This is a genomic window from Streptomyces sp. NPDC051064 (assembly GCF_044455985.1).
Classification (GTDB): Bacteria; Actinomycetota; Actinomycetes; order Streptomycetales; family Streptomycetaceae; genus Streptomyces.
Window position 1 is genome coordinate 375,817 of record NZ_JBITFK010000003.1, and the last position, 25,302, is coordinate 401,118.

Annotated in this window: 22 protein-coding genes; 13 read left to right on the top strand and 9 right to left on the bottom strand. The window is 70.1% G+C overall.

Going from position 1 to position 25,302, the window contains the following annotated elements; genetic code table 11:
• Positions 1 to 196: 196 nt before the first annotated feature.
• Positions 197 to 640: an SRPBCC family protein gene (locus ACIBCU_RS13540; protein ID WP_399231328.1), complete on the bottom strand. Its 444-nt coding sequence runs from the start codon at positions 638 to 640 to the stop codon at positions 197 to 199.
• A gap of 148 nt (positions 641 to 788) precedes the next feature.
• Here ACIBCU_RS13540 and ACIBCU_RS13545 point away from each other — a divergent pair, with 148 nt between their 5' ends.
• The 3 genes from ACIBCU_RS13545 to ACIBCU_RS13555 all read left to right on the top strand — a co-directional run bounded on the left by ACIBCU_RS13545 (position 789) and on the right by ACIBCU_RS13555 (position 4,021).
• Complete coding sequence (locus tag ACIBCU_RS13545) at positions 789 to 1,832, top strand: Rv2578c family radical SAM protein (RefSeq protein ID WP_362940002.1); 1,044 nt, start codon at positions 789 to 791, stop codon at positions 1,830 to 1,832.
• A 126-nt stretch (positions 1,833 to 1,958) separates the two neighbouring features.
• On the top strand, positions 1,959 to 3,560 hold the full coding sequence (locus ACIBCU_RS13550; RefSeq protein WP_399231331.1) for an alpha/beta hydrolase: 1,602 nt from the start codon (positions 1,959 to 1,961) through the stop codon (positions 3,558 to 3,560).
• 257 nt (positions 3,561 to 3,817) lie between these two features.
• Complete coding sequence (locus tag ACIBCU_RS13555; RefSeq protein WP_399231681.1) at positions 3,818 to 4,021, top strand: GNAT family N-acetyltransferase; 204 nt, start codon at positions 3,818 to 3,820, stop codon at positions 4,019 to 4,021.
• Here the strand turns inward: ACIBCU_RS13555 and ACIBCU_RS13560 are convergent.
• Positions 3,999 to 4,571, bottom strand: a complete 573-nt coding sequence (locus ACIBCU_RS13560; protein ID WP_399231333.1) for an adenylosuccinate lyase — start codon at positions 4,569 to 4,571, stop codon at positions 3,999 to 4,001. The two genes, ACIBCU_RS13555 and ACIBCU_RS13560, sit on opposite strands and share 23 nt — an antisense overlap.
• Positions 4,572 to 4,926: 355 nt before the next feature.
• Between ACIBCU_RS13560 and ACIBCU_RS13565 the strand changes: the two genes are divergently transcribed.
• Positions 4,927 to 6,708 (top strand): 3-hydroxyacyl-CoA dehydrogenase family protein, encoded by a 1,782-nt coding sequence (locus ACIBCU_RS13565; protein ID WP_399231335.1) that lies wholly within the window; start codon positions 4,927 to 4,929, stop codon positions 6,706 to 6,708.
• A 91-nt stretch (positions 6,709 to 6,799) separates the two neighbouring features.
• Positions 6,800 to 7,615 carry a TetR family transcriptional regulator gene (locus ACIBCU_RS13570; protein WP_362939990.1) on the top strand — a complete coding sequence of 272 codons (816 nt, stop codon included), beginning with the start codon at positions 6,800 to 6,802 and terminating at the stop codon, positions 7,613 to 7,615.
• A gap of 18 nt (positions 7,616 to 7,633) precedes the next feature.
• Here the strand turns inward: ACIBCU_RS13570 and ACIBCU_RS13575 are convergent, their stop codons facing one another.
• Positions 7,634 to 8,389, bottom strand: a complete 756-nt coding sequence (locus tag ACIBCU_RS13575; RefSeq protein WP_362939987.1) for a restriction endonuclease — start codon at positions 8,387 to 8,389, stop codon at positions 7,634 to 7,636.
• Between the two features lie 128 nt (positions 8,390 to 8,517).
• Here ACIBCU_RS13575 and ACIBCU_RS13580 point away from each other — a divergent pair, with 128 nt between their 5' ends.
• The 8 genes from ACIBCU_RS13580 to pssA all read left to right on the top strand — a co-directional run bounded on the left by ACIBCU_RS13580 (position 8,518) and on the right by pssA (position 17,408).
• Positions 8,518 to 9,312 (top strand): GNAT family N-acetyltransferase, encoded by a 795-nt coding sequence (locus tag ACIBCU_RS13580; RefSeq protein ID WP_362939983.1) that lies wholly within the window; start codon positions 8,518 to 8,520, stop codon positions 9,310 to 9,312.
• 366 nt (positions 9,313 to 9,678) lie between these two features.
• Entirely contained in the window at positions 9,679 to 11,016 is a 1,338-nt protein-coding gene (ccrA, locus tag ACIBCU_RS13585; protein WP_362939980.1) for a crotonyl-CoA carboxylase/reductase, read from the top strand.
• An 8-nt stretch (positions 11,017 to 11,024) separates the two neighbouring features.
• Positions 11,025 to 13,037 carry a protein meaA gene (locus tag ACIBCU_RS13590; RefSeq protein WP_399231339.1) on the top strand — a complete coding sequence of 671 codons (2,013 nt, stop codon included), beginning with the start codon at positions 11,025 to 11,027 and terminating at the stop codon, positions 13,035 to 13,037.
• Positions 13,034 to 13,999 (top strand): HpcH/HpaI aldolase/citrate lyase family protein, encoded by a 966-nt coding sequence (locus ACIBCU_RS13595; RefSeq protein ID WP_399231341.1) that lies wholly within the window; start codon positions 13,034 to 13,036, stop codon positions 13,997 to 13,999. The genes ACIBCU_RS13590 and ACIBCU_RS13595 overlap by 4 nt, the downstream gene beginning before the upstream one ends.
• A gap of 2 nt (positions 14,000 to 14,001) precedes the next feature.
• Positions 14,002 to 14,529 (top strand): MaoC family dehydratase, encoded by a 528-nt coding sequence (locus tag ACIBCU_RS13600; RefSeq protein WP_362939971.1) that lies wholly within the window; start codon positions 14,002 to 14,004, stop codon positions 14,527 to 14,529.
• A 2-nt stretch (positions 14,530 to 14,531) separates the two neighbouring features.
• Entirely contained in the window at positions 14,532 to 15,737 is a 1,206-nt protein-coding gene (locus ACIBCU_RS13605) for an acyl-CoA dehydrogenase family protein (RefSeq protein ID WP_399231345.1), read from the top strand.
• A 182-nt stretch (positions 15,738 to 15,919) separates the two neighbouring features.
• Positions 15,920 to 16,567 carry a phosphatidylserine decarboxylase gene (locus ACIBCU_RS13610; protein WP_362939965.1) on the top strand — a complete coding sequence of 216 codons (648 nt, stop codon included), beginning with the start codon at positions 15,920 to 15,922 and terminating at the stop codon, positions 16,565 to 16,567.
• Between the two features lie 22 nt (positions 16,568 to 16,589).
• The gene (gene pssA, locus ACIBCU_RS13615) at positions 16,590 to 17,408 is read left to right on the top strand and encodes a CDP-diacylglycerol--serine O-phosphatidyltransferase (protein ID WP_325749121.1); all 819 of its coding nucleotides are present in this window, start codon (positions 16,590 to 16,592) and stop codon (positions 17,406 to 17,408) included.
• Positions 17,409 to 17,488: 80 nt separating this feature from the next.
• Here pssA and ACIBCU_RS13620 read toward each other — a convergent pair whose 3' ends face one another.
• The 6 genes from ACIBCU_RS13620 to ACIBCU_RS13645 all read right to left on the bottom strand — a co-directional run bounded on the left by ACIBCU_RS13620 (position 17,489) and on the right by ACIBCU_RS13645 (position 25,250).
• Positions 17,489 to 18,781 (bottom strand): MFS transporter, encoded by a 1,293-nt coding sequence (locus ACIBCU_RS13620; protein WP_399231348.1) that lies wholly within the window; start codon positions 18,779 to 18,781, stop codon positions 17,489 to 17,491.
• 52 nt (positions 18,782 to 18,833) lie between these two features.
• The gene (locus ACIBCU_RS13625; RefSeq protein ID WP_399231350.1) at positions 18,834 to 21,152 is read right to left on the bottom strand and encodes a beta-glucosidase; all 2,319 of its coding nucleotides are present in this window, start codon (positions 21,150 to 21,152) and stop codon (positions 18,834 to 18,836) included.
• A 268-nt stretch (positions 21,153 to 21,420) separates the two neighbouring features.
• Positions 21,421 to 22,101 (bottom strand): GntR family transcriptional regulator, encoded by a 681-nt coding sequence (locus ACIBCU_RS13630; RefSeq protein WP_399231352.1) that lies wholly within the window; start codon positions 22,099 to 22,101, stop codon positions 21,421 to 21,423.
• A gap of 88 nt (positions 22,102 to 22,189) precedes the next feature.
• Positions 22,190 to 23,122: an NAD(P)-dependent oxidoreductase gene (locus ACIBCU_RS13635; protein WP_362939953.1), complete on the bottom strand. Its 933-nt coding sequence runs from the start codon at positions 23,120 to 23,122 to the stop codon at positions 22,190 to 22,192.
• Between the two features lie 115 nt (positions 23,123 to 23,237).
• Positions 23,238 to 24,662 carry a gluconate:H+ symporter gene (locus ACIBCU_RS13640; RefSeq protein ID WP_399231355.1) on the bottom strand — a complete coding sequence of 475 codons (1,425 nt, stop codon included), beginning with the start codon at positions 24,660 to 24,662 and terminating at the stop codon, positions 23,238 to 23,240.
• Between the two features lie 72 nt (positions 24,663 to 24,734).
• On the bottom strand, positions 24,735 to 25,250 hold the full coding sequence (locus ACIBCU_RS13645; protein ID WP_399231357.1) for a ribose-5-phosphate isomerase: 516 nt from the start codon (positions 25,248 to 25,250) through the stop codon (positions 24,735 to 24,737).
• Between the last annotated feature and the right edge of the window lie 52 nt (positions 25,251 to 25,302).

Sequence of the window (25,302 nt, forward strand, 5' to 3'; positions counted from 1 at the left end):
CGCTCCCCTCGTCGCAGCTGCGCCGCCCATTTCTCGCATCAGGCGGCAAGGCGGGGCAAACGCGACCGGGCGCACGCAGGGCGCATTCAGAGGGCTTATGCGCCGGTGGGAGGCACTGCGACGCACAACCGGCCACCCCGGAAAACCACCCGTTCCGGTGAGGCCGGCCGCGACGCCAACAGCAGGGGGAGCAGCGTTACTTCTCCACCTCGGTGGCGAGGTTCTGCAGCACTTCGTCGTAGATGCGGCCGAGTCCCTTGGGCGCGAAGGTCTTCTCGAAGAACCCGCCGATGCCGCCGGCGCCGTTCCACACCGTCGAGACGACGGCCTTGGACCTGCCCTCACCGGCCGGGGTGACGGTCCAGGTGGTGACCATCGAGGAGTTCCGGTCCTTCTCGATCAGCTGCCCGTCGGTGGGCTCGGTGACCTCGAGCAGGCAGTCTCGGACCCGCTTGCTCGTGGCCTGGAGCTTCCAGTGCACGAGGGTGCCTTCACCGTCCCCGCCCTCGCGCACCTCGTACTCGCTGAAGTGCCCGGTCAGCACCTTGCCCCGGACCTCCTTGTAGTCGGCCAGCGCATCGAACACCGCCTCTGCGTCCGCCGCGATGATCCGCTCTGTCGTGGCCTCGACCTGCGCCATGCCTGCTCCTCCAGCACTCGGTTGTTCGGGGTGCTGCTGAGCCAACCACCTCGGGTAGGGCCCCTCAAAATCGGGCCCCGCGCTCTACCGCGCACGATCAAGGGAACACATGTTCTATTCTCTGCGGAGTGCTACCAAGGAGGCGTTCATGCGCTGGGACAATCTGGCAGAGAACACCACAAAGACGGGTAACGGTGCGCTCTTCGCCGCGGACGCGGTGACGACGCGCACCTTCGACACCCCGGAATTCAGGGGAATCACCTTCCATGAGATCCGGGCCCGCTCGATCGTGAACCGGGTGCCCGGGGCCTCCCGCATGCCGTTCGAATGGACCGTGAACCCGTACCGGGGCTGCACGCACGCGTGCGTGTACTGCTTCGCCCGCAAGACCCACAGCTATCTGGACCTGGACACCGGTCTCGGCTTCGACTCCCAGATCGTCGTCAAGGTCAACGCCGCCGAGCTGCTGAGCCGTCATCTGGCCTCCCGCCAGTGGCACGGCCAGCACATCGCGATGGGAACGAACGTCGACTGCTACCAGCGGGCCGAGGGCCGCTACCGCCTGATGCCCGGCATCATCGCGGCGCTACGCGACCACGCGAACCCCTTCTCCATCCTCACGAAGGGCACTCTGATCCTGCGCGACCTCGACCTGCTGCGACAGGCCGCCGAGGTCACCGAGGTCGGCGTCTCCGTCTCCGTCGGATTCACCGACCCCGAGTTGTGGCGCACGGTCGAGCCGGGCACCCCCTCGCCCGAGCGACGCCTCGACGTCGTCCGCGCCATGACGGACAACGGGATCGGCTGCGGGGTCCTGATGGCCCCGGTCATCCCCTTCCTCGGCGACCACCCCGACCAGCTGCGCGCCACTGTCCGCGCCATCGCCGCCGCCGGGGCCACCTCCGTCACGCCGCTCGTCCTGCACCTGCGGCCCGGCGCCCGCGAGTGGTTCATGCGGTGGCTCGCACAGCACCACCCCCACCTGGTGCGACGGTACGAACGGATGTACGCGGACGGGGCGTACGCGCCGACCTGGTACCAGCGCTCCATCACCCGCCGGGTCCACGAGCTCGCGGCCGAGTTCGGCATCGGCCCGGCCGACCGGGGCGGCGCCCGCCGCCTCGCCCGCGAGACCCCGCCGGCCCTCACGGACGGTCACGCGCCGGGCCCCACCCAGCTGACCCTGCTCTGACCGCACCGGTCTCCCTGCCCGAACGGGTCAACTATCGACGACATGTGACCTGCCCGGGCCGGATCCGGGAAGCATGCGGCGGGGGCTGTGCCACCCACAGCCGCGTTCCCCGACCCGGGAGGCCCTATGACGAAACGTGCAGGAATTCTGGTCGCTGTCGGCGCCACGGTCGCAGGTCTGGTGACCGCCGTGCCGTCCACCGCGTCCGCGCCGTCCACCGCGACCGCCGGGACGGGTGCGGCCGCCCCGGGCGCCGCCGCGCCGCTCAAGTGGACGGGCTGCGGGACGAAGACGTATCCGGCCCTGCAGTGCTCAACCGTCCGCGCCCCGCTCGACCATGACAACCCGTCGGGCAGACAGGTCACCCTCGCCCTCTCCCGGATCCCGCACACGGCGAAGACCTCACAGGGGCCGCTGCTGGTCAACCCCGGCGGCCCCGGCGGCAGCGGGCTCTCCATGGCGGGCTTCGTCGCGTCCTCACTGCCCGCGAAGCTCGCCGCGCAGTACGACGTGATCGGGTTCGACCCACGCGGGGTCGGGAAGAGCACCCCCGCCCTGGACTGCGTGCCGAAGTACTTCGAGCCCGTGCGCCCCGACTCCGTGCCGGACTCCTACGCGGCGGAGAAGACCGCCCGCAACCGAGCCGCCTCCTTCGCCGCCGCGTGTGGTGAGAAGCACGGCGACCTGCTGCCGTACATGGACACCGTCAGCGCCGCGAAGGACCTCGACGTCATCCGCGGGGCCCTCGGCGCAGAGCAGATCAACTACTTCGGATACTCGTACGGCACCTACCTGGGCGCGGTCTACGCCAAGCTGTTCCCGGAGCGCGTACGCCGCCTGGTGCTGGACTCGGTCGTCGACCCGGAGGGCGTCTGGTACGAGGACAACCTCGGCCAGGACCACGCGTTCGACGCCCGCCACAAGGCCTTGATGGCGTGGATCGCGAAGAACGACGCGCGGTACGAACTCGGCAAGGACCCGGCCGCGGTCGAAGCCGCGTGGTACCGGATGCGCGACGCGGTGAAGAAGCACCCCGCGGACGGCAAGGTCGGGCCGGGTGAGCTCGAGGACACCTTCATGCCGGGCGGCTACTACAACGGCTACTGGCCGCGCCTCGCCGAGACGTTCGCGGCGTACGTCAACGACAAGGACCAGGACGCTCTGGCCACCGCGTACGAGGACTTCGCAGCCGTGGACAGGAGCGGCGACAACGGCTACTCCGTCTACGCCGCCGTGCAGTGCCGCGACGCCGGCTGGCCCCGGACCTGGAGCATCTGGCGCAACGACACCTGGCAGGCGCACCGCAAGGCGCCCTTCATGTCCTGGAACAACACCTGGTACAACGCCCCGTGCGCCACCTGGCCGGTGGAGCCTCTGGAGCCCGTGCGGGTCACCAACGACGAGATCCCGCCCGCGCTGATCCTCCAGGCCACCGACGACGCGGCCACGCCCTACGAGGGCGGCGTCACCATGAGCCGCAGGCTCAAGGGGTCGAGCCTCGTCGTCGAGCAGGGCGGCGGCAACCACGGCATCACCCTGAGCGGCAACGACTGCCTGGACGGACACCTGGTGGACTACCTCACCGACGGCACCCTCCCGACCGGCGGCGGCAGCGGCGCGGACGCCGTCTGCGACGCCCAGCCGGAGCCGAAGCCCGCCCCCGCCACGAAGGCCGGCGCGAACATGAAGGGCAGGACCCTGCACGGCCTACTCGGCTTCCGCGGCTGAGAAAACTCCGGGCCCCAGGTCGGGGCGTACGCCAGGATGGACCGCGTGACCCCACGCCCCGATCCGGCGTACGCCCCCGGCGTACGTATATGTGACATGACCGTCGACGACTGCGCCGCCGTGGCGGAGATCCGGGTGCACGGTCGGCAGCGCTCCCGGGCCTACCGCTCTCGTCGCGGCGGGGTCCGTAACAGGCCCAGCCGGTCACGCTCTACGTCCACCCGGACCGCATCGGCACGGGCACCGGGCGCGCGCTGCTGGCCGAGGTCACCGCGCGGGCCCGAGCGGACGGATTCGCCAGGATGTCCCTCTGGGTGCTGAAGGAGAACACGCGGGCCCGGCGCTTCTACGAGCGCGCGGGCTTCCGCCCGGACGGCACGGAGGAAACCTTCGAGGCGGGCGGGGCGGTGATCCCCGAACTCCGGTACGTACGCCCGCTCACCCCGCCGGCAGCCGGCTGAGCGCCTCCCCCGCCGCCGTGCCGAGCCGGGGGTGCGGCAGGGCTGCCTCCAGGACCGGGCGGGCCCGGACGTCCCCCAGGCTCCCCAGCCCCTCGACGCAGGCGAGCGCGACGCGCCAGTGCGGCTCGTCGGGGGTCAGCAGCCGGTGCAGGGTGCTGACCAGGGCGGGCACCGACTCGGGTGCGCGCAGGTCGGTCAGCAGTCGCACCGGATGCAGGGCATAGCCCGTCCGGAGGCTGTTGGTGGCGAGCGCGGCGGCCGCTCTCGGGGTCCGGGGGTCGTCGAGGAGCCGGAGGGCGTGCGCGGCGGATACGCAGCGCTCGGGATCGCGGTGGTTGAGGAGGAGGACCAGCGCCTCGAAGGCCCGGCGGTCGCCCCGGCAGCCGAGCCGGAACGCCGCGATCTCGCGGGCCCAGAGAGGGCGTTCGCGTTCCACGAGGACCCTGGCCAGCTCCTCGTCGTCCTCGGTGGTGATGAGCCGGCGCAACACCTCCGGTTCACCGGCCTCGTCCCCGAGCCTGTCCGTAAGCGAGCGGAACTCCTCATCCATGACGCTGAGTTTAGGGTGGTGAACGCGCTGTGGTTGACGAACTGTGTGCCAGTGCACAGGCCGCCAGGACTGGCGCGCTCGTTACTCGCCGGTTAGGCTCAGGTGAGCGGGACACACACCCGCCGGCTCCGGTGGCCTGGTGACGCAGCCACCCGGAGTGCTTGTCGGTTCGGCAGTTCGTGAGACGTGGCTCCGGGACAGAGCCCGTCACCCTTCCCCCCGGTGCGCCCGAGCGCCCGGAACCGTGCACCACGACACGCAGTTCCCGCACATTCCCGCACACCGAGCGCCGGTTGATTCCGACCCTGCGCGCCGCCGTGCTCCTCACAGTCGTCACTCACCCTGGAGTCCCGTGATGGACACCCCGCTCACCACCATTGCCGTCGTCGGCCTCGGCACCATGGGCACCGGCATCGCCGAGGTCCTGGCCCGGGCGGGCCGCGAGGTCATCGGCATCGACATCGACGAAGCCGCCGCCCGGCAGGCCGTCGCCACCCTGGAGGCCTCGACCGAGCGCGCCGTGCGCCGCGAGCGGATCACGGAGCAGGAGCGGCGCGACATCCTCGCCCGGTTCCGTACGTTCTCCGATCTGCAGGCCGCCGCGGAGGCGGAGCTGGTCATCGAGGTCGTGCCGGAGACCTACGAGATCAAGCAGCAGGTCTTCCGGGAGCTGGACGCGGTGGTCTCCCCCACCACGATCCTCGCGACGGGCACGAACGCCCTGTCCGTGACCCGGCTGGCCGCCGAGTCTCAGCACCCCGAGCGTGTCCTGGGCCTGCACTTCTTCAATCCGGCGCCGGCGATGAAACTCGTCGAGGTGGTCTCCTCCGTGCTGACCGCCCCGTCCGCCGTGGAGAGCGTCACCCGGCTCGCCCGTGAGCTGGGCAAGGAGCCGGTCGCGGTCGGCGACCGCCCCGGCTTCGTCGCGGACGGTCTGCTGTTCGGCTACCTCAACCAGGCCGCGGCGATGTACGAGGCCAACTACGCCTCCCGTGAGGACATCGACGCCGCCATGAAGCTGGGCTGCGGGCTGCCGATGGGCCCCCTGGCGCTGCTCGACCTGATCGGCGTCGACACGGCCCGCACGGTGCTGGAGGCCATGTACTCCGCCTCCCACGACCGGCTGCACGCGCCGGCGCCGGTGCTCGGCCAGCTCAGCGAGGCCGGTCTGACCGGCCGCAAGGCGGGCCGCGGCTTCTACACGTACGACGCCCCGGGCGGCCAGACCGTGGTGCCGGACGCCCTGACACCGGTGGAGAGCACGGGCGCGGTCACCGGGCGCGAGGTCTCCTCGGTCGGGGTGGCCGGGTCGGGGACGATGGCCTCGGGCATCGCGGAGGTCTTCGCGAAGGCCGGGTACACCGTGGTCCTCGCCGCGCGCAGCCAGGAGAAGGCGGACACGGCCAAGGCCCGGATCGCCAAGTCCCTGGGCCGCTCCGTCTCCAAGGGAAGGCTGACGGAGGAGGCGCGGGACGAGACCCTCGCCCGGATCACCCCGGCGGGCTCCCTGGACTCCTTCGCCGATGTCGATCTCGCGGTCGAGGCGGTCGCCGAGGACCTGGAGATCAAGCGGGAGCTCTTCCAGACCCTGGACAAGGTCTGCAAGCCGGGTGCGGTGCTCGCGACGACCACCTCGTCGCTGCCGGTCGTGGCGGTCGCCCGGGTGACCTCGCGTCCCGAGGACGTCATCGGGATGCACTTCTTCAACCCGGCGCCCGCGATGAAGCTGGTCGAGGTGGTCCGCACGGTGCTGACCGCCGACGACGTGCACGCCACGGTCCGCGCGGTCTGCGTGAAGGTGCGCAAGCACCCGGTCGACTGCGGTGACCGGGCGGGCTTCATCGTGAACGCGCTGCTGTTCCCCTACCTCAACAACGCGATCAAGATGGTCGAGGAGCACTACGCGACGCTCGACGACATCGACGCTGCGATGAAGCTGGGCGGCGGCTACCCCATGGGCCCGTTCGAGCTCCTGGACGTCGTCGGCCTGGACGTCTCGCTCGCCATCGAGAAGGTTCTGCACAGCGAGTTCCGTGACCCGGGCCTCGCCCCGGCGCCGCTGCTCGAACATCTGGTGGCCGCGGGCTGCCTCGGCCGCAAGACGGGGCGCGGCTTCCGCGAGTATGCCCGCCGCTGACATCGGGGCGGGGTGGGGCGGGTTGCTGGGACCCTCGGGCGACCCGCCCCCACAGGCGCACTCCCGTGCGCCGATGGGTTACGTTCACCTCATGTCCCAACCCGCCAAGTCCCCTCGTTCCTCCGCCTCGGCGGACGCCCCTGAGAGTGCCGCGAGCACCCGGGCGGCCGCCCAGCGACTCAAGATGCGCCGCGAACTGGCCGCAGCGGCCATGGAACTGTTCGCCACGAAGGGGTACGAGGCGACGACGGTCGACGAGATCGCGGGGGCGGCCGGGGTCGCCCGGCGTACGTTCTTCCGCCACTTCCGCTCCAAGGAAGAGGCCATCTTCCCGGACCACGACGACACCCTCGTCAGGGCCGAGGCCGTCCTCAACGCCGCCCCCGCGCACGAGCACCCGCTCGACACCGTGTGCCGCGGCATCAAGGAGGTCATGAAGATGTACGCGGCGAAGCCGGCGGTCTCCGTGGCGCGCTACAAGCTGACCCGTGAGGTGCCCACGCTCCGCGAGGCCGAGATCGCCTCGGTGGCCCGCTACGAACGGCTGTTCACGCGGTATCTTCTGGGCCATTTCGACGAGCGTGACCACCAGGTGGGCAATGACGACCCGCTGCTCGCCGAGGTCGCCGCGTCCGCCGTCGTGACCGCGCACAACCATGTGCTGCGGCGCTGGCTGCGGGCGGACGGGCAGGGCGACGTGGAGTCCCAGCTCGACCACGCGTTCGCGATCGTGCGGGAGACCTTCGGCACGGGGATCGGGGCGGGGCGGACCGTGGGGGGCGAGACCGGGAAGACCCCCGCGGCCTCCGTGTCGAGGGAGGGCGAGGTGCTGGTCACCGTGGCCCGTACCGACGCACCGCTCGACGAGATCATGCGCACGATCCAGCGGGCGCTGAAGGAGCACTGAGCCCCGCCCCGGCGGGGTTCACCCCTCGGCGGGCTGCACGGACGCGCTCGCGTACCAGGGCGGCGAGGCCCCCTCGCTCCACGCGGTGAGCCCGTCGAGACCGACACAGACGATGCCGCACTCCTCGGCGTACTCGAGAGCCGGATCGGTGAATTCGCCGGTGGTGACGACGACGGCCGCCTCGGCGCCGTGCACCGCGTAACAGGTGCCGCCGAAGCGCTGGAGGTCCTGCGAGCCGACCTTGTTGTCGCTCGTGTACCTCTTGCACTGCACGACCAGGCGGCGGCCGTCCGGCGTGGTGCCCACCACGTCGGCGCCCAGGTCGCCGGCGCCGCCGACGACCTCGGCGTCCAGACAGCCGTCCCGCCTGCAGAGCGCGGCCACGGCCTCCTCGAAGTCGTACGGGTCCATGGCCTCGTAGTCGGCCGTCCGCACCGGCTCGGGGCGCGGCGGCGGCACGGCGTCGGGTTCCGGCAGCTCCTCCAGGGCCGCGTCCACGGCCTCGTAGGCGGTCTCGACGGCTGCCGCGGCGGTCCTGGCGGCCGCCCTGCGGCTGCGGCGCAGGCGCAGGAGCACCACGACCGCGGCCACCAGCGCGACGGCCGAGGCGACGGCGACCACCGGGTGCCGTTCGGCGCTCCTGAGGGCCGTGCGCACCGCGAGTCCGGCGCCGCAGATCAGGAGCGCGAGGAACGCGAAGCCGAACGCCGTCCGCCTGACGTCGAATTCGGGCCTGCGGCCCTTCCGGGCCGTTCCGCGCGTCCGTATACCCATCGCGTACCCACCCCTTGTCCGTTGCGGCCCTATCAAGATCACTTACGTGTGCCCCACGGCCGCCGGTTGACGCCCCGTCGGAAGAAAACCCGGTGGCCGGGCCGGGGAGGGCGTGTTCGGATGCGCACATGGAACCTGACGAGATGCTGGCCCTCTTCGACCACGAGATGCGCGAGCACGCCCGCCCGGACGGCCCCGGCACGCGCGTCGAGCGGGTCGGTGACGTCGTACGGCAGACCGGTGGCCCGGACGACTGGAACGGCGTCGTGTGGACGGCTCCGGACCTCTCCCCCGCCCGCGCGGAGTCGGAGATCGCGGCGCAGGTGGGGCACTACACCGCCCGGGGTACCGGCGAGTTCGAGTGGAAGCTGTACGCGCACGACGGCCCGCCCGGGCTGGGCGCCCTCCTCACCGCGGCCGGGTTCGCGCCGGAGCCGCCGGAGACGCTGCTGGTGGCACCGGTCGCGGACCAGGCCGGGGCGGTGGAACTCCCCGAGGGGGTGCGGCTGCGGAACGTGACCGACGCCGCGGGGGTGGAGCTGATGGTCCGGGCCCATGAGCTCGCCTTCGGCACCGACGGCTCCCGGCTGCGCCATCAGACCCTGGCCCGTCTCGCCGACGCCCCGCCGGACACATTCGTCGCGGTGGTCGCCCTGGCCGGCGACGAGCCCGTGAGCTCGGCCCGGATGGAGATGCACCCCGGCACCGGCTTCGCCGGGCTCTGGGGCGGCGGTACGGCGGCCGAATGGCGGGGCAGGGGGATCTACCGCGCCCTGATCGCCCATCGGGCCCGTATCGCCGCCGGGCTCGGCTACCGCTTCCTCCAGGTCGACGCGACGGACCGTTCCGCCCCGATCCTGCGGCGGCTCGGCTTCACGGCCCTGAGCACGACGACGCCGTACGTGTACCGCACCGCGCCGTAGCCGCCGCAAAAGGCGGAGTAATGCGACATACCGACCATGATGTTGCTCATGCGTGCCTACGAGATGACAACTGAGAGAAATTGTTGGCACTGGGTGCCTTGTCACCTGTCACGCAGTGCCATACGTTGAAGGTGTCCGGGCGGCCGGCGTGCAGAGATCTCTCGTACGCCGGCTGTCCCCGCAGACCACGTGTCCGCGCGCCCGGACGCCTGCGTCACAGGCAACCCCTTCTGCTCCACCGAGCAGGCACAGAGCACCACCCCGCCGAACCGACGGCACACCTCCACACCGCACCGCTCCCCTGACCACAGGGGCCTCCGAGCGTTTCCCTCGACGCCGGAGACCCGATCTGCCGGAGGCATCACCGTGAAGGAAATCCTGGACGCGATCCAATCGCAGGACAGCACGGCCGCGGACTTCGCGGCCATGTCCATCCCTGAGTCGTACCGCGCGGTGACCGTGCACAAGGACGAGGCCGAGATGTTCGCCGGCGTCGCCAGCCGCGACAAGGACCCCCGCAAGTCCCTCCACGTCGAGGACGTGCCCGTGCCCGAGCTCGGCCCGGGCGAGGCCCTGGTGGCGGTCATGGCCAGCTCGGTCAACTACAACTCCGTGTGGACGTCGATCTTCGAGCCCGTCTCGACCTTCGGCTTCCTGGAGCGGTACGGCAAGCTCAGCGACCTCAGCAAGCGCCACGACCTCCCGTACCACGTCATCGGCTCCGACCTCGCGGGCGTCGTCCTGCGCACCGGGCCCGGCGTCAACGCCTGGACGCCGGGCGACGAAGTCGTCGCGCACTGCCTCTCGGTGGAGCTGGAGTCCTCCGACGGCCACAACGACACGATGCTCGACCCCGAGCAGCGCATCTGGGGCTTCGAGACCAACTTCGGCGGCCTGGCAGAGATCGCACTCGTCAAGTCCAACCAGCTGATGCCGAAGCCCAAGCACCTCAGCTGGGAGGAGGCGGCCTCCCCGGGCCTGGTCAACTCCACGGCGTACCGCCAGCTCGTCTCGCGCAACGGCGCCGGCATGAAGCAGGGCGACAACGTGCTGATCTGGGGCGCCAGTGGCGGACTCGGCTCCTACGCCACGCAGTTCGCGCTGGCCGGCGGCGCCAACCCGATCTGCGTCGTCTCGAGCGACCAGAAGGCGGAGATCTGCCGGAAGATGGGCGCCACCGCGATCATCGACCGCAACGCCGAGGACTACAGGTTCTGGAAGGACGAGCACAACCAGGACCCGCGTGAGTGGAAGCGCTTCGGCAAGCGCATCCGTGAGCTGACCGGCGGCGAGGACGTGGACATCGTCTTCGAACACCCGGGCCGCGAGACCTTCGGCGCCAGCGTGTACGTGACCCGCAAGGGCGGCACGATCGTCACCTGCGCCTCGACGTCGGGCTACAACCACGAGTACGACAACCGCTACCTGTGGATGTCGCTGAAGCGGATCATCGGCTCGCACTTCGCCAACTACCGCGAGGCGTGGGAGGCGAACCGGCTTATCGCCAAGGGCAAGATCCACCCGACGCTCTCCAAGGTCTACTCCCTGGAGGACACCGGCCAGGCGGCGTACGACGTGCACCGCAACCTGCACCAGGGCAAGGTCGGCGTGCTCGCGCTGGCACCCCGTGAGGGCCTGGGCGTGCGCGACACGGAGCTCCGCGAGCAGCACATCGACGCCATCAACCGCTTCCGTAACGTCTGAGGTCCACGATGACCGAACGTCAGAAGGACCGGCCGTGGCTGATGCGGACGTACGCCGGTCACTCGACCGCGGAGGCGTCCAACGAGCTCTACCGGCGCAACCTCGCCAAGGGCCAGACGGGTCTCTCGGTCGCCTTCGATCTGCCGACGCAGACCGGCTACGACCCCGACCACGTCCTCGCCCGCGGCGAGGTGGGCCGGGTCGGCGTGCCCGTCTCGCACCTCGGTGACATGCGACGGCTGTTCCAGGACATCCCCCTGGAGCAGATGAACACCTCGATGACGATCAACGCCACCGCGATGTGGCTGCTGGCGCTCTACCAGGTGGTCGCGGAGGAGCAGGGCGCGGACCCGGACAAGCTCCAGGGCACGACGCAGAACGACATCGTGAAGGAGTACCTGTCGCGGGGGACGCACGTCTTCCCGCCGGTCCCGTCGCTGCGGCTGACGACCGACATGATCACGTACACGGTCAACCGCATCCCGAAGTGGAACCCGATCAACATCTGCAGCTACCACCTGCAGGAGGCGGGGGCCACTCCGGTCCAGGAGATCGCGTACGCCATGTCGACGGCCATAGCGGTACTCGACGCCGTGCGCGACTCCGGCCAGGTGCCGGAGGAGAAGTTCGGTGACGTCGTCGCCCGCATCTCCTTCTTCGTGAACGCGGGGGTCCGCTTCATCGAGGAGATGTGCAAGATGCGCGCCTTCGGCCGCATCTGGGACCGCGTGACGCGCGAGCGGTACGGCGTCGCGAACCCCAAGCAGCGCCGGTTCCGCTACGGCGTACAGGTCAACTCCCTGGGGCTCACCGAGGCGCAGCCGGAGAACAACGTCCAGCGCATCGTGCTGGAGATGCTGGCCGTCACGCTCTCCAAGGACGCCCGCGCCCGCGCGGTGCAGCTGCCGGCCTGGAACGAGGCGCTCGGGCTGCCGCGCCCCTGGGACCAGCAGTGGTCGCTCCGTATCCAGCAGGTGCTCGCGCACGAGAGCGACCTGCTGGAGTACGAGGACATCTTCGCCGGTTCGCATGTCATCGAGGCCAAGGTCGACGAGCTGGTCACCGAGTCGCTGGCCGAGATCGACCGGATCCAGCAGATGGGCGGCGCGATGGCCGCCGTGGAGTCCGGCTATCTCAAGTCGGAGCTCGTCTCCTCGCACGCCGCGCGGCGGGCCCGGATCGAGGGCGGCGAGGAGAAGGTCGTCGGCGTCAACATCTACGAGACGACCGAGCCGAACCCGCTCACCGCGGACCTCGACACCGCGATCATGACGGTGGACCCCGAGAACGAGGCCCGGGTCGTCGCGGCCCTGCACGAGTGGCGCGACAACCGCGACGAGGCCCGCGCCACCGAGGCGCTGACGGCCCTGAAGAAGGCCGCCGCGGGCACCGCGAACATGATGGAGGCGACCGTCGAGTGCGCACGGGCCGGCGTGACCACCGGTGAGTGGTCCTGGGCCCTGCGCGATGTGTTCGGCGAGTTCCGGGCGCCGACAGGTGTCTCGTCCGCGCCGGTGGCCGTCGCCGCGGAGGCGGGGACGCCGCTCGCGCTGGTCCGCGAGAAGGTCACCCGCACCGCCGGGGACCTGGGCGTCGGACGGCTGCGGCTGCTGGTCGGCAAACCCGGCCTCGACGGGCACTCCAACGGCGCCGAACAGATCGCCGTACGCGCCAGGGACGCGGGCTTCGAGGTGGTCTACCAGGGCATCAGACTGACGCCCGAGCAGATCACCGACGCCGCGCTGGCCGAGGACGTGCACTGCGTCGGCCTGTCCATCCTGTCCGGTTCGCACGCCGAGCTGGTGCCGGACGTGCTGCACCGGCTGCGCGAGGCCGGTGCGCCGGACATCCCGGTCATCGCGGGCGGCATCATCCCGCAGGCCGACGCGCGTGCCCTGATCGAAGCCGGCGTCGCCGCCGTCTTCACCCCGAAGGACTTCGGCATCACCGAGATCATCGGCCGTATCGTCGACGAGATCCGGAAAGCGAACAAGCTCGACCCTCTGGAGGTCCCCGCATGACTGCCCTCGTGAACCGTCTGCGCCCGCGCCGCTCCTGTCTGGCCGTGCCGGGCTCGAACCCGCGGTTCCTGGAGAAGGCCCAGGGCCTCCCGGCCGACCAGGTGTTCCTTGACCTGGAGGACGCGTGTGCGCCGCTCGCCAAGGAGGGAGCCCGGCACCACATCGTCGACGCGCTCAACAACGGCGACTGGACGGGCAAGACCCGGGTCGTGCGGGTGAACGACTGGACGACGCACTGGACGTACCGCGACGTCATCACGGTCGTCGAGGGCGCGGGTCCGAACCTCGACTGCATCATGCTGCCGAAGGTCCAGGACGCCCAGCAGGTCGTCGCGCTGGACCTGCTGCTGACCCAGATCGAGAAGACGATGGGCTTCGAGGTCGGGAAGATCGGCATCGAGGCGCAGATCGAGAACGCCAAGGGCCTGGTGAACATCGACGACATCGCCGCCGCCTCGCCCCGCCTGGAGACCCTGATCTTCGGCCCGGCCGACTTCATGGCCTCGATCAACATGAAGACCCTGGTCGTCGGCCAGCAGCCGCCCGGCTACCCGGCGGACGCGTACCACTACATCCTGATGCGCATCCTCATGGCGGCCCGTACGCACGACCTCCAGGCGATCGACGGCCCGTTCCTGCAGATCCGCGACGTGGACGCCTACCGCGAGGTCGCGGGCCGTGCGGCGGCGCTGGGCTTCGACGGCAAGTGGGTGCTGCACCCCGGTCAGGTCGACGCGGCGAACGAGGTGTTCTCGCCCTCGCAGGAGGACTACGACCACGCAGAGCTCATCCTCGACGCCTACGACTGGTGCACCTCGGAGGAGGGCGGCAAGAAGGGCTCGGCGATGCTCGGCGACGAGATGATCGACGAGGCCAGCCGCAAGATGGCCCTGGTCATCGCGGGCAAGGGCCGCGCCGCCGGTATGCAGCGCACCTCCAAGTTCGAAGCTCCGGAGGCCTGATCATGCAGTTCGGACGCACATATGAGGAGTTCGAGGTCGGTGCCGTCTACAAGCACTGGCCCGGAAAGACGGTCACGGAATACGACGACCACCTCTTCTGCCTGCTGACCATGAATCACCACCCGCTGCACATGGACAGCAACTACGCCGAGAAGACGACCGACTTCGGGAAGAACGTCGTCGTCGGAAACTACATCTATTCGCTGCTGCTCGGCATGTCGGTGCCGGACGTCTCCGGAAAGGCGATCGCCAATCTGGAGGTGGAGTCGCTGAAGCACGTGGCCCCGACCTTCCACGGTGACACGATCTACGGCGAGACGACCGTGCTCGACAAGACGCCGTCGAGGTCCAAGAACGACCGCGGGATCGTGTACGTCGAGACGAAGGGCTACAAGCAGGACGGGACGCTGGTCTGCGTGTTCCGCCGCAAGGTGATGGTCCCCACCGGGACGTACATCAAGGAGCGCGGCGGAGAGCAGCCGGGCCGCCCCGAGATCGATCAGCCGACGAGCAAGAACGCGGAGAAGTAGCCATGAGCCGACTCGCACAGACCGCCGGTCTGACGGATGTCCAGCAGGAGATTCTCTCCACGGTCCGGGATTTCGTCGACAAGGAGATCATCCCTGTCGCGACCCAGCTGGAGCACCGCGACGAATATCCGACGGACATCGTCGAAGGGCTCAAGGAACTCGGCCTGTTCGGGCTGATGATCCCGGAGGAGTACGGCGGTCTGGGCGAGTCGCTCCTCACGTACGCGCTGTGCGTCGAGGAGATCGCCCGGGGCTGGATGAGTGTGTCGGGCATCATCAACACGCATTTCATCGTGGCCTACATGCTCAAGCAGCACGGGACGCAGGAGCAGAAGGACACGTTCCTGCCGCGGATGGCGCTGGGCGAGGTGCGGGGCGCGTTCTCGATGTCCGAGCCGGCTCTCGGTTCCGACGTCTCCGCGATCTCGTCCAAGGGCGTCAAGGACGGCGACGAGTACGTCCTCAACGGTCAGAAGATGTGGCTGACGAACGGCGGCACGTCCACGCTGGTCGCCGTCCTCTGCAGGAGTGACGAAGGACACCCCGAGGGCACCGCCCCGCACAAGTCGATGACCACTTTCCTGGTGGAGAAGGAGGCGGGCTTCGGCGAGGTCCGCCCCGGTCTCACGATCCCGGGGAAGATCGACAAGATGGGTTACAAGGGCGTCGACACGACCGAGCTCATCATGGACGGACTACGCATTCCGGCCAATCGAGTGCTGGGCGGCACGACCGGCCGAGGTTTTTACCAAATGATGGACGGTGTCGAGGTCGGGCGCGTGAATGTCGCCGCGCGTGGCTGTGGCGTCGCACAACGTGCGTTCGAACTGGGCGTTTCGTACGCCCAGCAGCGCCAGACCTTCGGAAAGCCGATCGCCCAGCACCAGGCGATTCAGTTCAAACTGGCCGAAATGGCCACCAAGGTCGAAGCGGCGCATGCGATGATGGTGAACGCGGCACGCAAAAAGGACTCCGGGGAGCGGAACGACCTGGAGGCAGGGATGGCGAAGTACCTCGCCTCCGAGTACTGCAAGGAAGTCGTCGAGGACGCCTTCCGCATCCACGGCGGTTACGGCTTCTCCAAGGAGTACGAGATCGAGCGCCTCTACCGTGAGGCCCCGATGCTGCTGATCGGTGAAGGTACCGCCGAGATCCAGAAAATGATCATCGGTCGCCGGCTGCTCGAAGAGTACCGGTTCCAGGGCTGATATGTCCCCTACGAGGTGATTTGGTGGCGAAGAACATCACACCCGGTCAACCCCGTCGGGAGCCTTTCAGCTGTCCGACTCGGCTGCTGGCTTGCCCAGTTGCCGCTCGCACCCGATAGCATCGCCGGAAAGCCGCCGTCCCCCCGTTGCCAGCGCGGCATCATCCGCTACGAAGGTCATCCATGCCCGACAGCCAAATCTCTGCATCCCGCGGCGGGGTCCGCCTTGCGCGCGGAGCATCGCCGTGGCTCCTCCCGACCGTCGCCACCGCCGCCCTCAGCCTCGCCCGGTCCCGCAGGTCCGGGCGCTGGGCGGCCGTGGCCGTGCCCACCACCGCGCTCGCGGCGGGCATGCTGTGGTTCTTCCGCGACCCCGAGCGCGAGATCACCCAGGGCCGCGTCATCTCGCCGGCCGACGGTGTGGTGCAGAGCATCATGCCGTGGAAGGACGGGCGCACCCGCGTCGCGATCTTCATGAGCCCGCTGAATGTTCACGTCAACCGGGCCCCCCTGTCCGGCACCGTGACGTCGGTGGAGCACATCCCGGGTGGGTTCGTCCCGGCGTTCAACAAGGAGAGCGAGAACAACGAGCGCGTTGTCTGGCACTTCGACACCGAGCTCGGCGACATCGAGATGGTGCAGATCGCGGGAGCGGTCGCCCGTCGCATCGTCCCCTACATCCCGCAGGGCACGAAGGTGGAGCAGGGCGAACGCATCGGTCTGATCCGCTTCGGCTCGCGCGTGGACATCTACCTTCCGGAAGGTGTCGATGTCGCGGTCGAGGTCGGCCAGGCCACGACCGCGGGGGTGACTCGAATTGACCGTGATTGATCCTGATACCCAGGCGAGCTGGGTGCCCGAGGCGGAGGAGCAGGACGACGCCGAGGACATGCCGCTCTCGATGAGGCTGTCGATAGCGGACACGCTCACCCTCGGTAACGCGACGTGCGGTTTCATGGCGGTGTACTTCACCACCACGGGGATCCTCATCCCGCACCTCACGGGCAGCGACGAGTCGGGCATGGCCAGGCACTCCGCGGCGACCGCGGTGATCCTCATGCTCATGGCGGCCGTGTTCGACCTGTTCGACGGGCTCGTGGCGCGCAAGCTGCGCTCCTCCCCGATGGGCGCGGAGCTGGACAACCTCTCCGACCTGATCAGCTTCGGCCTGGCACCGGCGTATTTCGTACTGGTGTATGGAATGGTCGCGGACGACGCACACCAGCGCGTGTCGGCGCTCGCGGCGATCGTGGTGCTGCTGGCGGTGGTGCTCCGGCTTGCGCGGTTCTCGTGCGTGACCTTGAAGGACGGCATGTTCCAGGGCATGCCGAGCCCCTTCGGAGCGCTCACGGTCGTCTCGATCGTGCTGCTGGAGCTGCCCTTCGTGCCGACGCTGCTCGCGATCGTCGGGGTGGCGTGGCTGATGGTCAGCCGGGTCGAGTACCCGAAGCCGCGAGGCGTCCTCGCGGTGGCGATGCTCAGCTGGATCGTGGCCGCGATGGGACTCCTCGCCGCGTGGGCGTTCGACGCCCCCGGCGGCCAGCTGCTCCTCCAGACCGGCTGTGCGCTGCAGGTCGTCCTGGGGGCGGTGATCCCGCTCTTCGCCACGGCGCGGCGGGTGAACACCTTCCGTGACAACCGGCGCGAGGCACGGGCGGCACAGCTCCCGTAACCCCGCGGTACGCAGATCGACGAGGGCCCGGATGCTCCCCAGCATCCGGGCCCTCGTCGTGCGTGCGGTGGCCGTCGGGCTCAGCGCACCTTGCGCACCGGCAGGATGGCCAGCGCTCCGCACAGGCACACCAGTGAGGCCGTGACCAGCAGTATCGAGTAGTTGTGGCCGCCTCCCACGGAGATGAGCAGGGCCCCGAGCCCGGGGGCGAAGATCTGCGGGGCGGACATCGCGATGTTGAAGATCCCGAGGTCCTTGGAGGGGTTCTCCGGGTCCGGCAGCACATCGATGACCAGAGCGAGGTCGACACCGAGGTACGTGCCGAAGCCGAGCCCCAGGACGATCTCCGCGCAGTAGAACAGTGCGATGGTGTCGGAGCCACTGAGGATCAGCATCCCGGCGCCGAACAGCACCGCGGCGACGGCGATGAAGGGCTTACGGCGGCCGAGGCGGTCCGAGAGCCATCCCGCGGCCTGCGCGGAGCTCATCACGCACAGCCCGTAGATGAGGACGCCGGTGGCCAGTGTCTCGGTCGCCTCGGCGGCGGTGAGCCGCATCTCGTGCTGGAGGTAGATGAGGCGGAAGGTGGTGAACATCCAGTTGGCGAGGGTCAGCAGGAAGCGCGAGAGCCAGGCCCAGGCGAAGTCCGGGTGCTGCTTGGGGCTGACCCAGTAGGTGTGCAGGACAGCCCTGAAGCCCTCCCGTGCGGGCTTCTCCTCCAGCGGCTTGTCCGGCAGCACCAGGACGTAGCCGATCACCAGGAGGACGCCTATGACGCTGGGGACCAGGAAGAGCAGCAGCATCTGGTCGGTGAAGGACCTGGCGATCCAGGTGCCCGCGGTGGGCGCCAGGTTCTGCATGATGCCGAGCAGCCCGCTGATCTTGCCGCGCTTGTGCTCCGGGACGTTGTCGGCGACGGTCGCGACGAAGGCGGCCAGCGCCGCGTTGGCGGACGCCGAGGCGATGACGAAACCGACCGTGACGACGGCGACGGTGTTCGCCGTCGCGATGATCATCAGTCCGAGGAGCAGGCCGAGCATGCCGAGGACGAGCCACGGCCTGCGGCGGCCGAAGCGGCTGGTGGTGCGGTCGCTGAGACGTCCGAAGAACGGGTTCGCCAGCATGGCGGCCACCGAGCCGGTCGTGGTGATGATGCCCAGCGAGGTCACCTGGTCGTCCTCGGGGACGAACGACTGCACCTTGAGCTGCAGGCTGACCAGGATGGGCGTCAGGAGGGCCAGGAACAGGCCGAGCTGCCCTGCCGCCATGCCGATGACGAGCCGGGGACGGGGTGTCCGAAGGTCTTGAGCGGTGGCGGAGGGCCCGCCGGGCGGAGGCGCTCCGTGGGTGCTGCCGAGGGTGTCCGTGGTCACGGTGAGTACTGCTTCCTGTCGAGGGGCAGGGCATACGCCGGGGGTGCGGGCCTTACGAGTGGCTGAGGTGGCGCTCCGCGCCGACCCGGCGCCGGGGTCCCGTCAGTTCGATGTCGGCACTCAGCCGGATGTCGCCGCTGGAGGAGCCGAGCATGAGGCGGAGGGAGCCGGGCTCGACGATGCGCTGCCCGTCGCCCGAGGCGTCCGCGGTGTAGGAGGTCTGGTCGGCGTGCACCCGGAAGGGGACCCGGGCCGCCGCGCCGGGGGCGAGGTCGACGGCCCCGAAGGCCGCCAGCTGCTGCGTCGGGCGGGCCACCCGGGCGACCGGGTCGTCGTAGTACAGCTGGACGGTCTCCCGGCCCGCGCACTCGCCCGTGTTGCGTACGAGGCAGGAGATTTCGATGAATCCGTCGGTGGGGACGCGCCCGTCATGGCCGACGCGCAGGTCCTCGTAGCCGAAGGTGGTGTAGGAGATGCCGTGCCCGAAGGGGTACAGCGGCGTGTTGTCGAGGACGCTGATGCCGTCGCTGTAGCGGCCGAGGGGCGGGTTGAGGTAGGTGCCCGGGCTGCTCCCCGGGGTGGCCGGGATCTGGACGGGCAGCTTGCCGCTCGGGGTGGTCCGGCCCGACAGGACACGGGCCAGCGCGGGGCCGCCCTCCTCGCCGGGCATGAAGGACTGGACGACGGCCGCGCAGCGTTCGGCGAGGCCTCCGAGCGCGTAGGGGCGGCCGGATACGACGAGCAGGACGACCGGCACACCGGTGGCGAGTACTTCCTCGACCAGCTGTGCCTGCACGCCGGGGAGCGCGAGGTCGGGCGCGTCGCACCCCTCCCCCGATGTGCCGTTCCCGAACATCCCGGAGCGGTCGCCGACGACGACCAGGACGAGGTCCGCCGAGGCGGCGGCCCGGACGGCGGCAGGCAGCCCCGAGCGGTCGTCGCCGCTGACGGCGCAGCCCTGCTCGTAGGTGAAGGTGATGTCCGGCAACTCGGTGGTGAGTGCCTCGCGCAGGCTGGGCAGGGCGAGGCCTGCGGGGTGGCCGGGGTGCTTGGGCAGGACGTGGTTCGGGAAGGAGTAGCAGCCCAGGAAGGTGCCGGAGTCGTCGGCTCCGGGGCCGATGAGGGCGATGCCGGGCGTCCGGGCGCCGTCCAGGGGCAGTGCGGCGCCCTCGTTGGCCAGCAGGACGACGGAGCGCTCGGCGAGGGCGCGGGCGAGCGTGCGGTTGGCCGGGGAGTCCAGGTCGACGGGCGTGCCGGTGCCGGCGTCGGTCTCCGGGCTGTAGTCGGCGTCCAGCAGGCCGAGCCGGAGTTTCTGGCGCAGGACGCGTTCCACGGCGCGGTCCAGGAGCTCGGGCGCGACGTGCCCCGTGTCGAGCTGCTGGGCGAGAGGACCGCCGTAGCAGCGGGTGTTGGGCAGTTCGACGTCCATGCCGGCGCCGAGGGCGACGCGGGCGGCCTCGGCCTCGTCGGCGGCGACCCGGTGCATGGTGTGGAGGAACGCGATCGACCCGTAGTCGGAGACCACGGTGCCCTCGAAGCCCCACTGCTCGCGCAGCACGGTCGTCAGAAGGTGCTCGTCGGCGCAGGCGGGGACGCCGTCCTGGTCCGTGTAGGTGTTCATCACCGAGCCCACGGCGCCCTCGCGCACGGCCATCTCGAACGGCGGCAGGATGACGTCGGCCATCTCACGGGCGCCGATCGAGACGGGCGCGTGGTTGCGTGCCCCCCGCGAGGCCGCGTGGCCGGCGAAGTGCTTGAGGGTGGCGATGACACCTTCGGACTGCACACCGCGCACATAGGCCGTGCCGATGAGGCCGGTCAGATACGGGTCCTCACCGAGGGTCTCCTCGACGCGGCCCCAGCGGTAGTCCCGTACGACGTCGAGGACGGGGGCGAGCCCTTGGTGGACTCCGACGGACGCCATGTCGCGGCCGATCGCTGCGCCCATCCGCTCGACCAGTTCCGTGTCGAAGGTCGCGGCCCAGGCCAGGGGCGTGGGGTAGACGGTGGCGCCGAATGCCGCGAAGCCGGTGAGGCACTCCTCGTGGGCGATGGCGGGGATGCCCAGGCGGGTGGTGTCGGTCAGCAGCCGTTGCACGCGTACGAGTTCCGCGCGGCCTTCCTCGGGAGTGAGCGGGCGGGTGCCGTAGGGGCGGGTGAGGTGGCCGATGCCGTGGGCGAGGGCCTCGGCCTCACCGGACCGTGCGGCGAGGGCCTCCTCGATGGGCGCGACCCGGGCGTCGCCGCTGCCGACGTTCGCCTTGGACCAGTAGCTGCCCAGTTGGGCGAGCTTCTCGTCCTGCGTCATCTCTGCCATGAGGGCCTCGATGCGCTCGTCGGCGCCGAGCGAAGGGTCGTTCCAGTGATTCATGGGTCTCCTGGCCCCGGTCCTGGATGCCGCACACCGCGTCGGGAGTCGGACAGCCGGCCGGATAAGTTCACGCCATTGACAAAAGGGCGCGTGCAGCATGCCCAGGAGAAAAGGGCCAGGTCAAGAGGTTGTTCGCACCATTCTCAGAGAATCGGAATTAATGATTCCGGGCATGCCGAAGAGCGGCTGCAGCGCCGCTCGGGGCAGCATGCAGCCGCTTTCGGCCCTCAGACGGGCCTGGGGGGAGCCACCGCGCGGAACGCGGGTGTCAGTGGCCGAACGCCCGGTGTGCCACACCTTCCAGGTGCACGCGCATCGCGGTCTCGCACCCCTCCGCGTCCTGCGCCTCGAACGCGCCCAGGACCGCGGCGTGTTCGGCGAGCGCCTCTTCCGTGTCACTGACCCGGCCGCCGGTGAAACGGCGGAAGCGCTGTATGTGCGCGCCCAGCGGGTCGATCGCGGCACTGAGGAAGCGGTTGCCGGCGGCGCGGGCGATCGTGGCGTGGAAGGCCGAGTCCGCCTGGAGGTAGGCGCGGAAGTCGTCCGCCACGCGCTGCACCGCCGCCGCTTCCATCAGCCGATGGCTCTCGGCCAGCTCACGCGCGGTCCCCGCCGCGTCCCGCTCGCAGGCCTGGCGGGCGCTGTACGGCTCGATCAGCAGCCGGGCGCCCATGAGTTCGCGGAACCCGCCGTCGTCCAGAAGCGGCGCGACCGTGTAGCCGCGGTGCGGGACGCGGACGACCAGGCCGGTGTTCTCCAGCTTGGCCAGGGCCTCGCGCAGCGGCGTCGGTGAGACGCCCCAGTCCTTGGCGATGGTGTCGATGCGCAGGGGCGTACCCGGCTCCAGGCCCTCGTCGAGGATCAGGGCGAGCAACGCGTCGTACGCCTCGTCCATGAGGACGGTCCTGCCGAGTCCGGCCGGACGCACCTGCCTGCCGGCTGGTCCCATCGTTGACTCTCCCTGTGACACGCCGGACGCTACCGGCTGACCGTCCTCAGCCTAGTCGGAACGGCTGCCCCTGCCTCGACGGGGCTGTTCAGCCGGCGGTGCGCGGGGAGAGCAGGGTGACCAGCGCCGAGTCGTCCTCGGCGGCGAGTCCCTGGCTGACGGCGAGTTGGTAGAGCTGGTCGGCCGCGGCGGCCACGGAGGTAGCGACACCGGCCTTCTTGGCCAGGGACACCACGATGTTCATGTCCTTGCGGATGATGTCCAGCCGCGAACGCAGCTCCGGACCGCCGGTGCCGTCCGCCTTCACCTCGTACTGCTGGGCCATGCGCGGGCCGCGGTCGGCCAGCATGAAGGACGCGGCGGCGCCCTGGCCGAGGACGTCGACGGCACGGCCCAGGTCGATACCGAGGGCGCGTGCGAGCGCGAGGGACTCGGCGGCGGCCGCGGTGTGGATACCGCACAGGAGCTGATTGACCGTCTTCATGATCTGGCCGTCGCCGATGCGCGGTCCGACGATGTGCAGCGTGGAGCCGAGCCTGGCCAGGACGGCCCCGGCGGCTTCCAGGGCCGCGTCGTCCGCGCCGGCCATGATGAGCAGGTCGCCGGTCCCTGCGCGTACGGCGCCGCCGCTGACGGGGGCGTCCACCAGGCCGACCCCCTGTTCGGCGAGGCGCGCGGCGACCTCCTGGACGGCGTCGACGCCGACGGTCGACGTGACCACGACGACCGCCCCGCTGCGCAGCGACTCGGCGGCGCCGTGCTCGACGATGCCGCCGCCGAACAGACAGGACTCCAGCTGCTCCTGGTCCCGTACGGCGATGACCACGACGTCGGCACCCTTCGCCGCCTCGGCGGGCGTGGCGGCGGGTGTGGCACCGCCCTGCGCGGCGAGGTCGCGGCGCTCCTCGAAGACGTCGAAGGCCTGGACCGGGAACACACCGGCGAGGCGACGGGCCATCGGCAGGCCCATGGCGCCGAGGCCGAGGACGGCGGTGGTGGGGACGGAGATCTCAGGGGACATCGAATGCTTCTTCCTTGCGGGGTACGGCGTGTGGGCCGCGTGGACAGCTTCTCTTATCGGGGCCGGTCCGCCGGGGGCACGCGGGTCTGACGGCGGGCCGCGTCACGGTCCGCCGTCAGACGAGGACCGCGTACATGAGCAGGGACATCCCCAGGCCCACCACCGCGACGATCGTCGACAGCGCCGACCAGGTCTTGATGTTCTGGGAGACGCTCATCCCGAAGTACTCCTTCGCCAGCCAGAAACCGGCGTCGTTGACATGCGAGAAGAAGAGCGATCCCGCTCCCACCGCGAGTGCGATCAGGGAGGCCTCCACCGGCGGGGTGCCCGCCACCATCGGAGCCATGATGCCCGCCGCCGCGGTGGTGGCCACGGTGGCCGAGCCGGTCGCCAGCCGGATCAGCACGGCGAGCAGCCAGCCGAGGACGAGCAGCGGCATGTTCGCCTCGGCCGCGAACTTGCCGATGGCGTCGGCCACGCCGGTGTCCACGATGATCTGCTTGAAGCCTCCGCCCGCACCGACGATGAGCAGGATGCCGGCGACGGCCGGCAACCCGGCGGTGACGACGGTGCGGACCTCGGCGCGGCTGCGGCCGAGCCGGAAGCCGAAGACGACCATGGCCACGAGGACGGCGACGAACATCGCGATGAGCGGTGTTCCGAGGAAGTCCAGCAGGTGGTTGTACCAGGCGTCTCCCGGGAAGGCGATGTCGGCGACCGACTTGGCGAGCATCAGCACAACAGGCAGGGCGACCGCGCCGACGGATGTGGTGAAGCTGGGCAGGCGGCGCTCCGCGCCCGCGCCCCGCGCCTCGTCGGCCTCCTCGACGAGGGAGGCGACAAGCTCCGCCGGGGCCTCGCTGCGCACGTGACGCGTGATGAACTTCCCGTACAACGGGCCGGCGATGATCACGGTGGGGATGGCCGCGAGCAGGCCGAGGCCCAGTGTGGTGCCGACATCGGCGCTGAGCGCGCTGACGGCGACCAGTGGTCCGGGGTGCGGCGGCACGAACGCGTGCATGGTGCCCAGGCCCGCGAGGGCGGGCACGGCGAGCAGCACCAGCGGGGTGTTCGTCCGCCTGGCCATGACCACGATGATCGGCACCAGCAGGACGAGGCCCACCTCGAAGAACATCGGCAGGCCGATGACAGCGGCGATGAGCGCCATCGACCAGGGCATCAGACGGGGTCCCGAGCGCGAGCCGATGGTGTCGACGATGCGGTCGACGCCTCCTGAGTCGGCCAGGAGTCTGCCGAGGATCGCTCCGAGGGCGATCAGACCACCGGTGGAGCCGAGTGTGGATCCCATACCGGCACCGAACGAGTCGACGACGTCGGCCAGTTCGGTGCCCGAGCCTATGCCGAGGACGACGGAACCGCCGATGAGGGCGATGAACGGATGGAAGTCGAGCAGCGCTATCAGCGCGATGATCACGCCGATGGCGAGGGCGACCATGACGATGAGCCGGGAGTCGTGCCCGGTCCAGGGCGAGGTCGTCGCCGCCAGGATGTCGGTCCCGGGCGGGGCGAGCGGAGGCATGGGGGCGCGTCCTTACGTCGTTGTAAGTGGTGGCGGGGGGAGTGCGGACCTCACGGGAGTGCGGGGCGAGCCTCAGCAGCCTGCGGCGGGCCTGTCCCCGGGACCGGATGCCTCGGCCGTGTCATAGGCGTCGAGGACGTCGACCTTCCCGCTCGACGGCGAGGACGCGTCGAAGCGGTAACCGAGCCACTCGCGCACCAGCCGGCGGGCGAGTTCGAGGCCGATGACGCGCTGCCCCATGGTGAGGACCTGCGCGTTGTTGCTCAGCACCGCCCGTTCGACGGAGAAGCTGTCGTGCGCCGTGACGGCGCGGATGCCGCGCACCTTGTTGGCGCTGATCGCGACGCCGAGTCCGGTACCGCACAGCAGGAGGGCGCGGTCGGCCTCCTTGCCCGCGACCAGGCGGGCGGCGGCCACGCCGATGTGCGGGTAGGCGGTGTGCTCGTCGGCGGTCACACCGATGTCGAGGACGGACGCGACGCGCGGGTCGGCCTCCAGATCGGCCTTGAGGGCTTCCTTGTACTCGTATCCGGCGTCGTCGCAGCCGATGACTATGCGGAGCGGAGCGAGGGGCTGAGGTTGCGTCATGTCGGATGTCCCGTGGTGTGGTGGATGTGGTTCGCGGGGGTGGGGCCGGTTG

Excerpts from the sequence above, each read along its gene's own strand:
- ACIBCU_RS13635 (WP_362939953.1), bottom strand. The coding sequence starts at position 23,122 with ATGTCCCCTGAGATCTCCGTCCCCACCACCGCCGTCCTCGGCCTCGGC.
- ACIBCU_RS13565 (WP_399231335.1), top strand. The coding sequence starts at position 4,927 with ATGGACACCCCGCTCACCACCATTGCCGTCGTCGGCCTCGGCACCATG.
- ACIBCU_RS13645 (WP_399231357.1), bottom strand. The coding sequence starts at position 25,250 with ATGACGCAACCTCAGCCCCTCGCTCCGCTCCGCATAGTCATCGGCTGC.
- ACIBCU_RS13540 (WP_399231328.1), bottom strand. The coding sequence starts at position 640 with ATGGCGCAGGTCGAGGCCACGACAGAGCGGATCATCGCGGCGGACGCA.
- ACIBCU_RS13640 (WP_399231355.1), bottom strand. The coding sequence starts at position 24,662 with ATGCCTCCGCTCGCCCCGCCCGGGACCGACATCCTGGCGGCGACGACC.
- ACIBCU_RS13625 (WP_399231350.1), bottom strand. The coding sequence starts at position 21,152 with ATGAATCACTGGAACGACCCTTCGCTCGGCGCCGACGAGCGCATCGAG.
- ACIBCU_RS13545 (WP_362940002.1), top strand. The coding sequence starts at position 789 with ATGCGCTGGGACAATCTGGCAGAGAACACCACAAAGACGGGTAACGGT.
- ACIBCU_RS13600 (WP_362939971.1), top strand. The coding sequence starts at position 14,002 with ATGCAGTTCGGACGCACATATGAGGAGTTCGAGGTCGGTGCCGTCTAC.
- ACIBCU_RS13570 (WP_362939990.1), top strand. The coding sequence starts at position 6,800 with ATGTCCCAACCCGCCAAGTCCCCTCGTTCCTCCGCCTCGGCGGACGCC.
- ACIBCU_RS13590 (WP_399231339.1), top strand. The coding sequence starts at position 11,025 with ATGACCGAACGTCAGAAGGACCGGCCGTGGCTGATGCGGACGTACGCC.
- ACIBCU_RS13580 (WP_362939983.1), top strand. The coding sequence starts at position 8,518 with ATGGAACCTGACGAGATGCTGGCCCTCTTCGACCACGAGATGCGCGAG.
- ACIBCU_RS13605 (WP_399231345.1), top strand. The coding sequence starts at position 14,532 with ATGAGCCGACTCGCACAGACCGCCGGTCTGACGGATGTCCAGCAGGAG.
- ACIBCU_RS13630 (WP_399231352.1), bottom strand. The coding sequence starts at position 22,101 with ATGGGACCAGCCGGCAGGCAGGTGCGTCCGGCCGGACTCGGCAGGACC.
- ACIBCU_RS13560 (WP_399231333.1), bottom strand. The coding sequence starts at position 4,571 with ATGGATGAGGAGTTCCGCTCGCTTACGGACAGGCTCGGGGACGAGGCC.
- ACIBCU_RS13610 (WP_362939965.1), top strand. The coding sequence starts at position 15,920 with ATGCCCGACAGCCAAATCTCTGCATCCCGCGGCGGGGTCCGCCTTGCG.
- ACIBCU_RS13595 (WP_399231341.1), top strand. The coding sequence starts at position 13,034 with ATGACTGCCCTCGTGAACCGTCTGCGCCCGCGCCGCTCCTGTCTGGCC.
- ACIBCU_RS13550 (WP_399231331.1), top strand. The coding sequence starts at position 1,959 with ATGACGAAACGTGCAGGAATTCTGGTCGCTGTCGGCGCCACGGTCGCA.
- ACIBCU_RS13575 (WP_362939987.1), bottom strand. The coding sequence starts at position 8,389 with ATGGGTATACGGACGCGCGGAACGGCCCGGAAGGGCCGCAGGCCCGAA.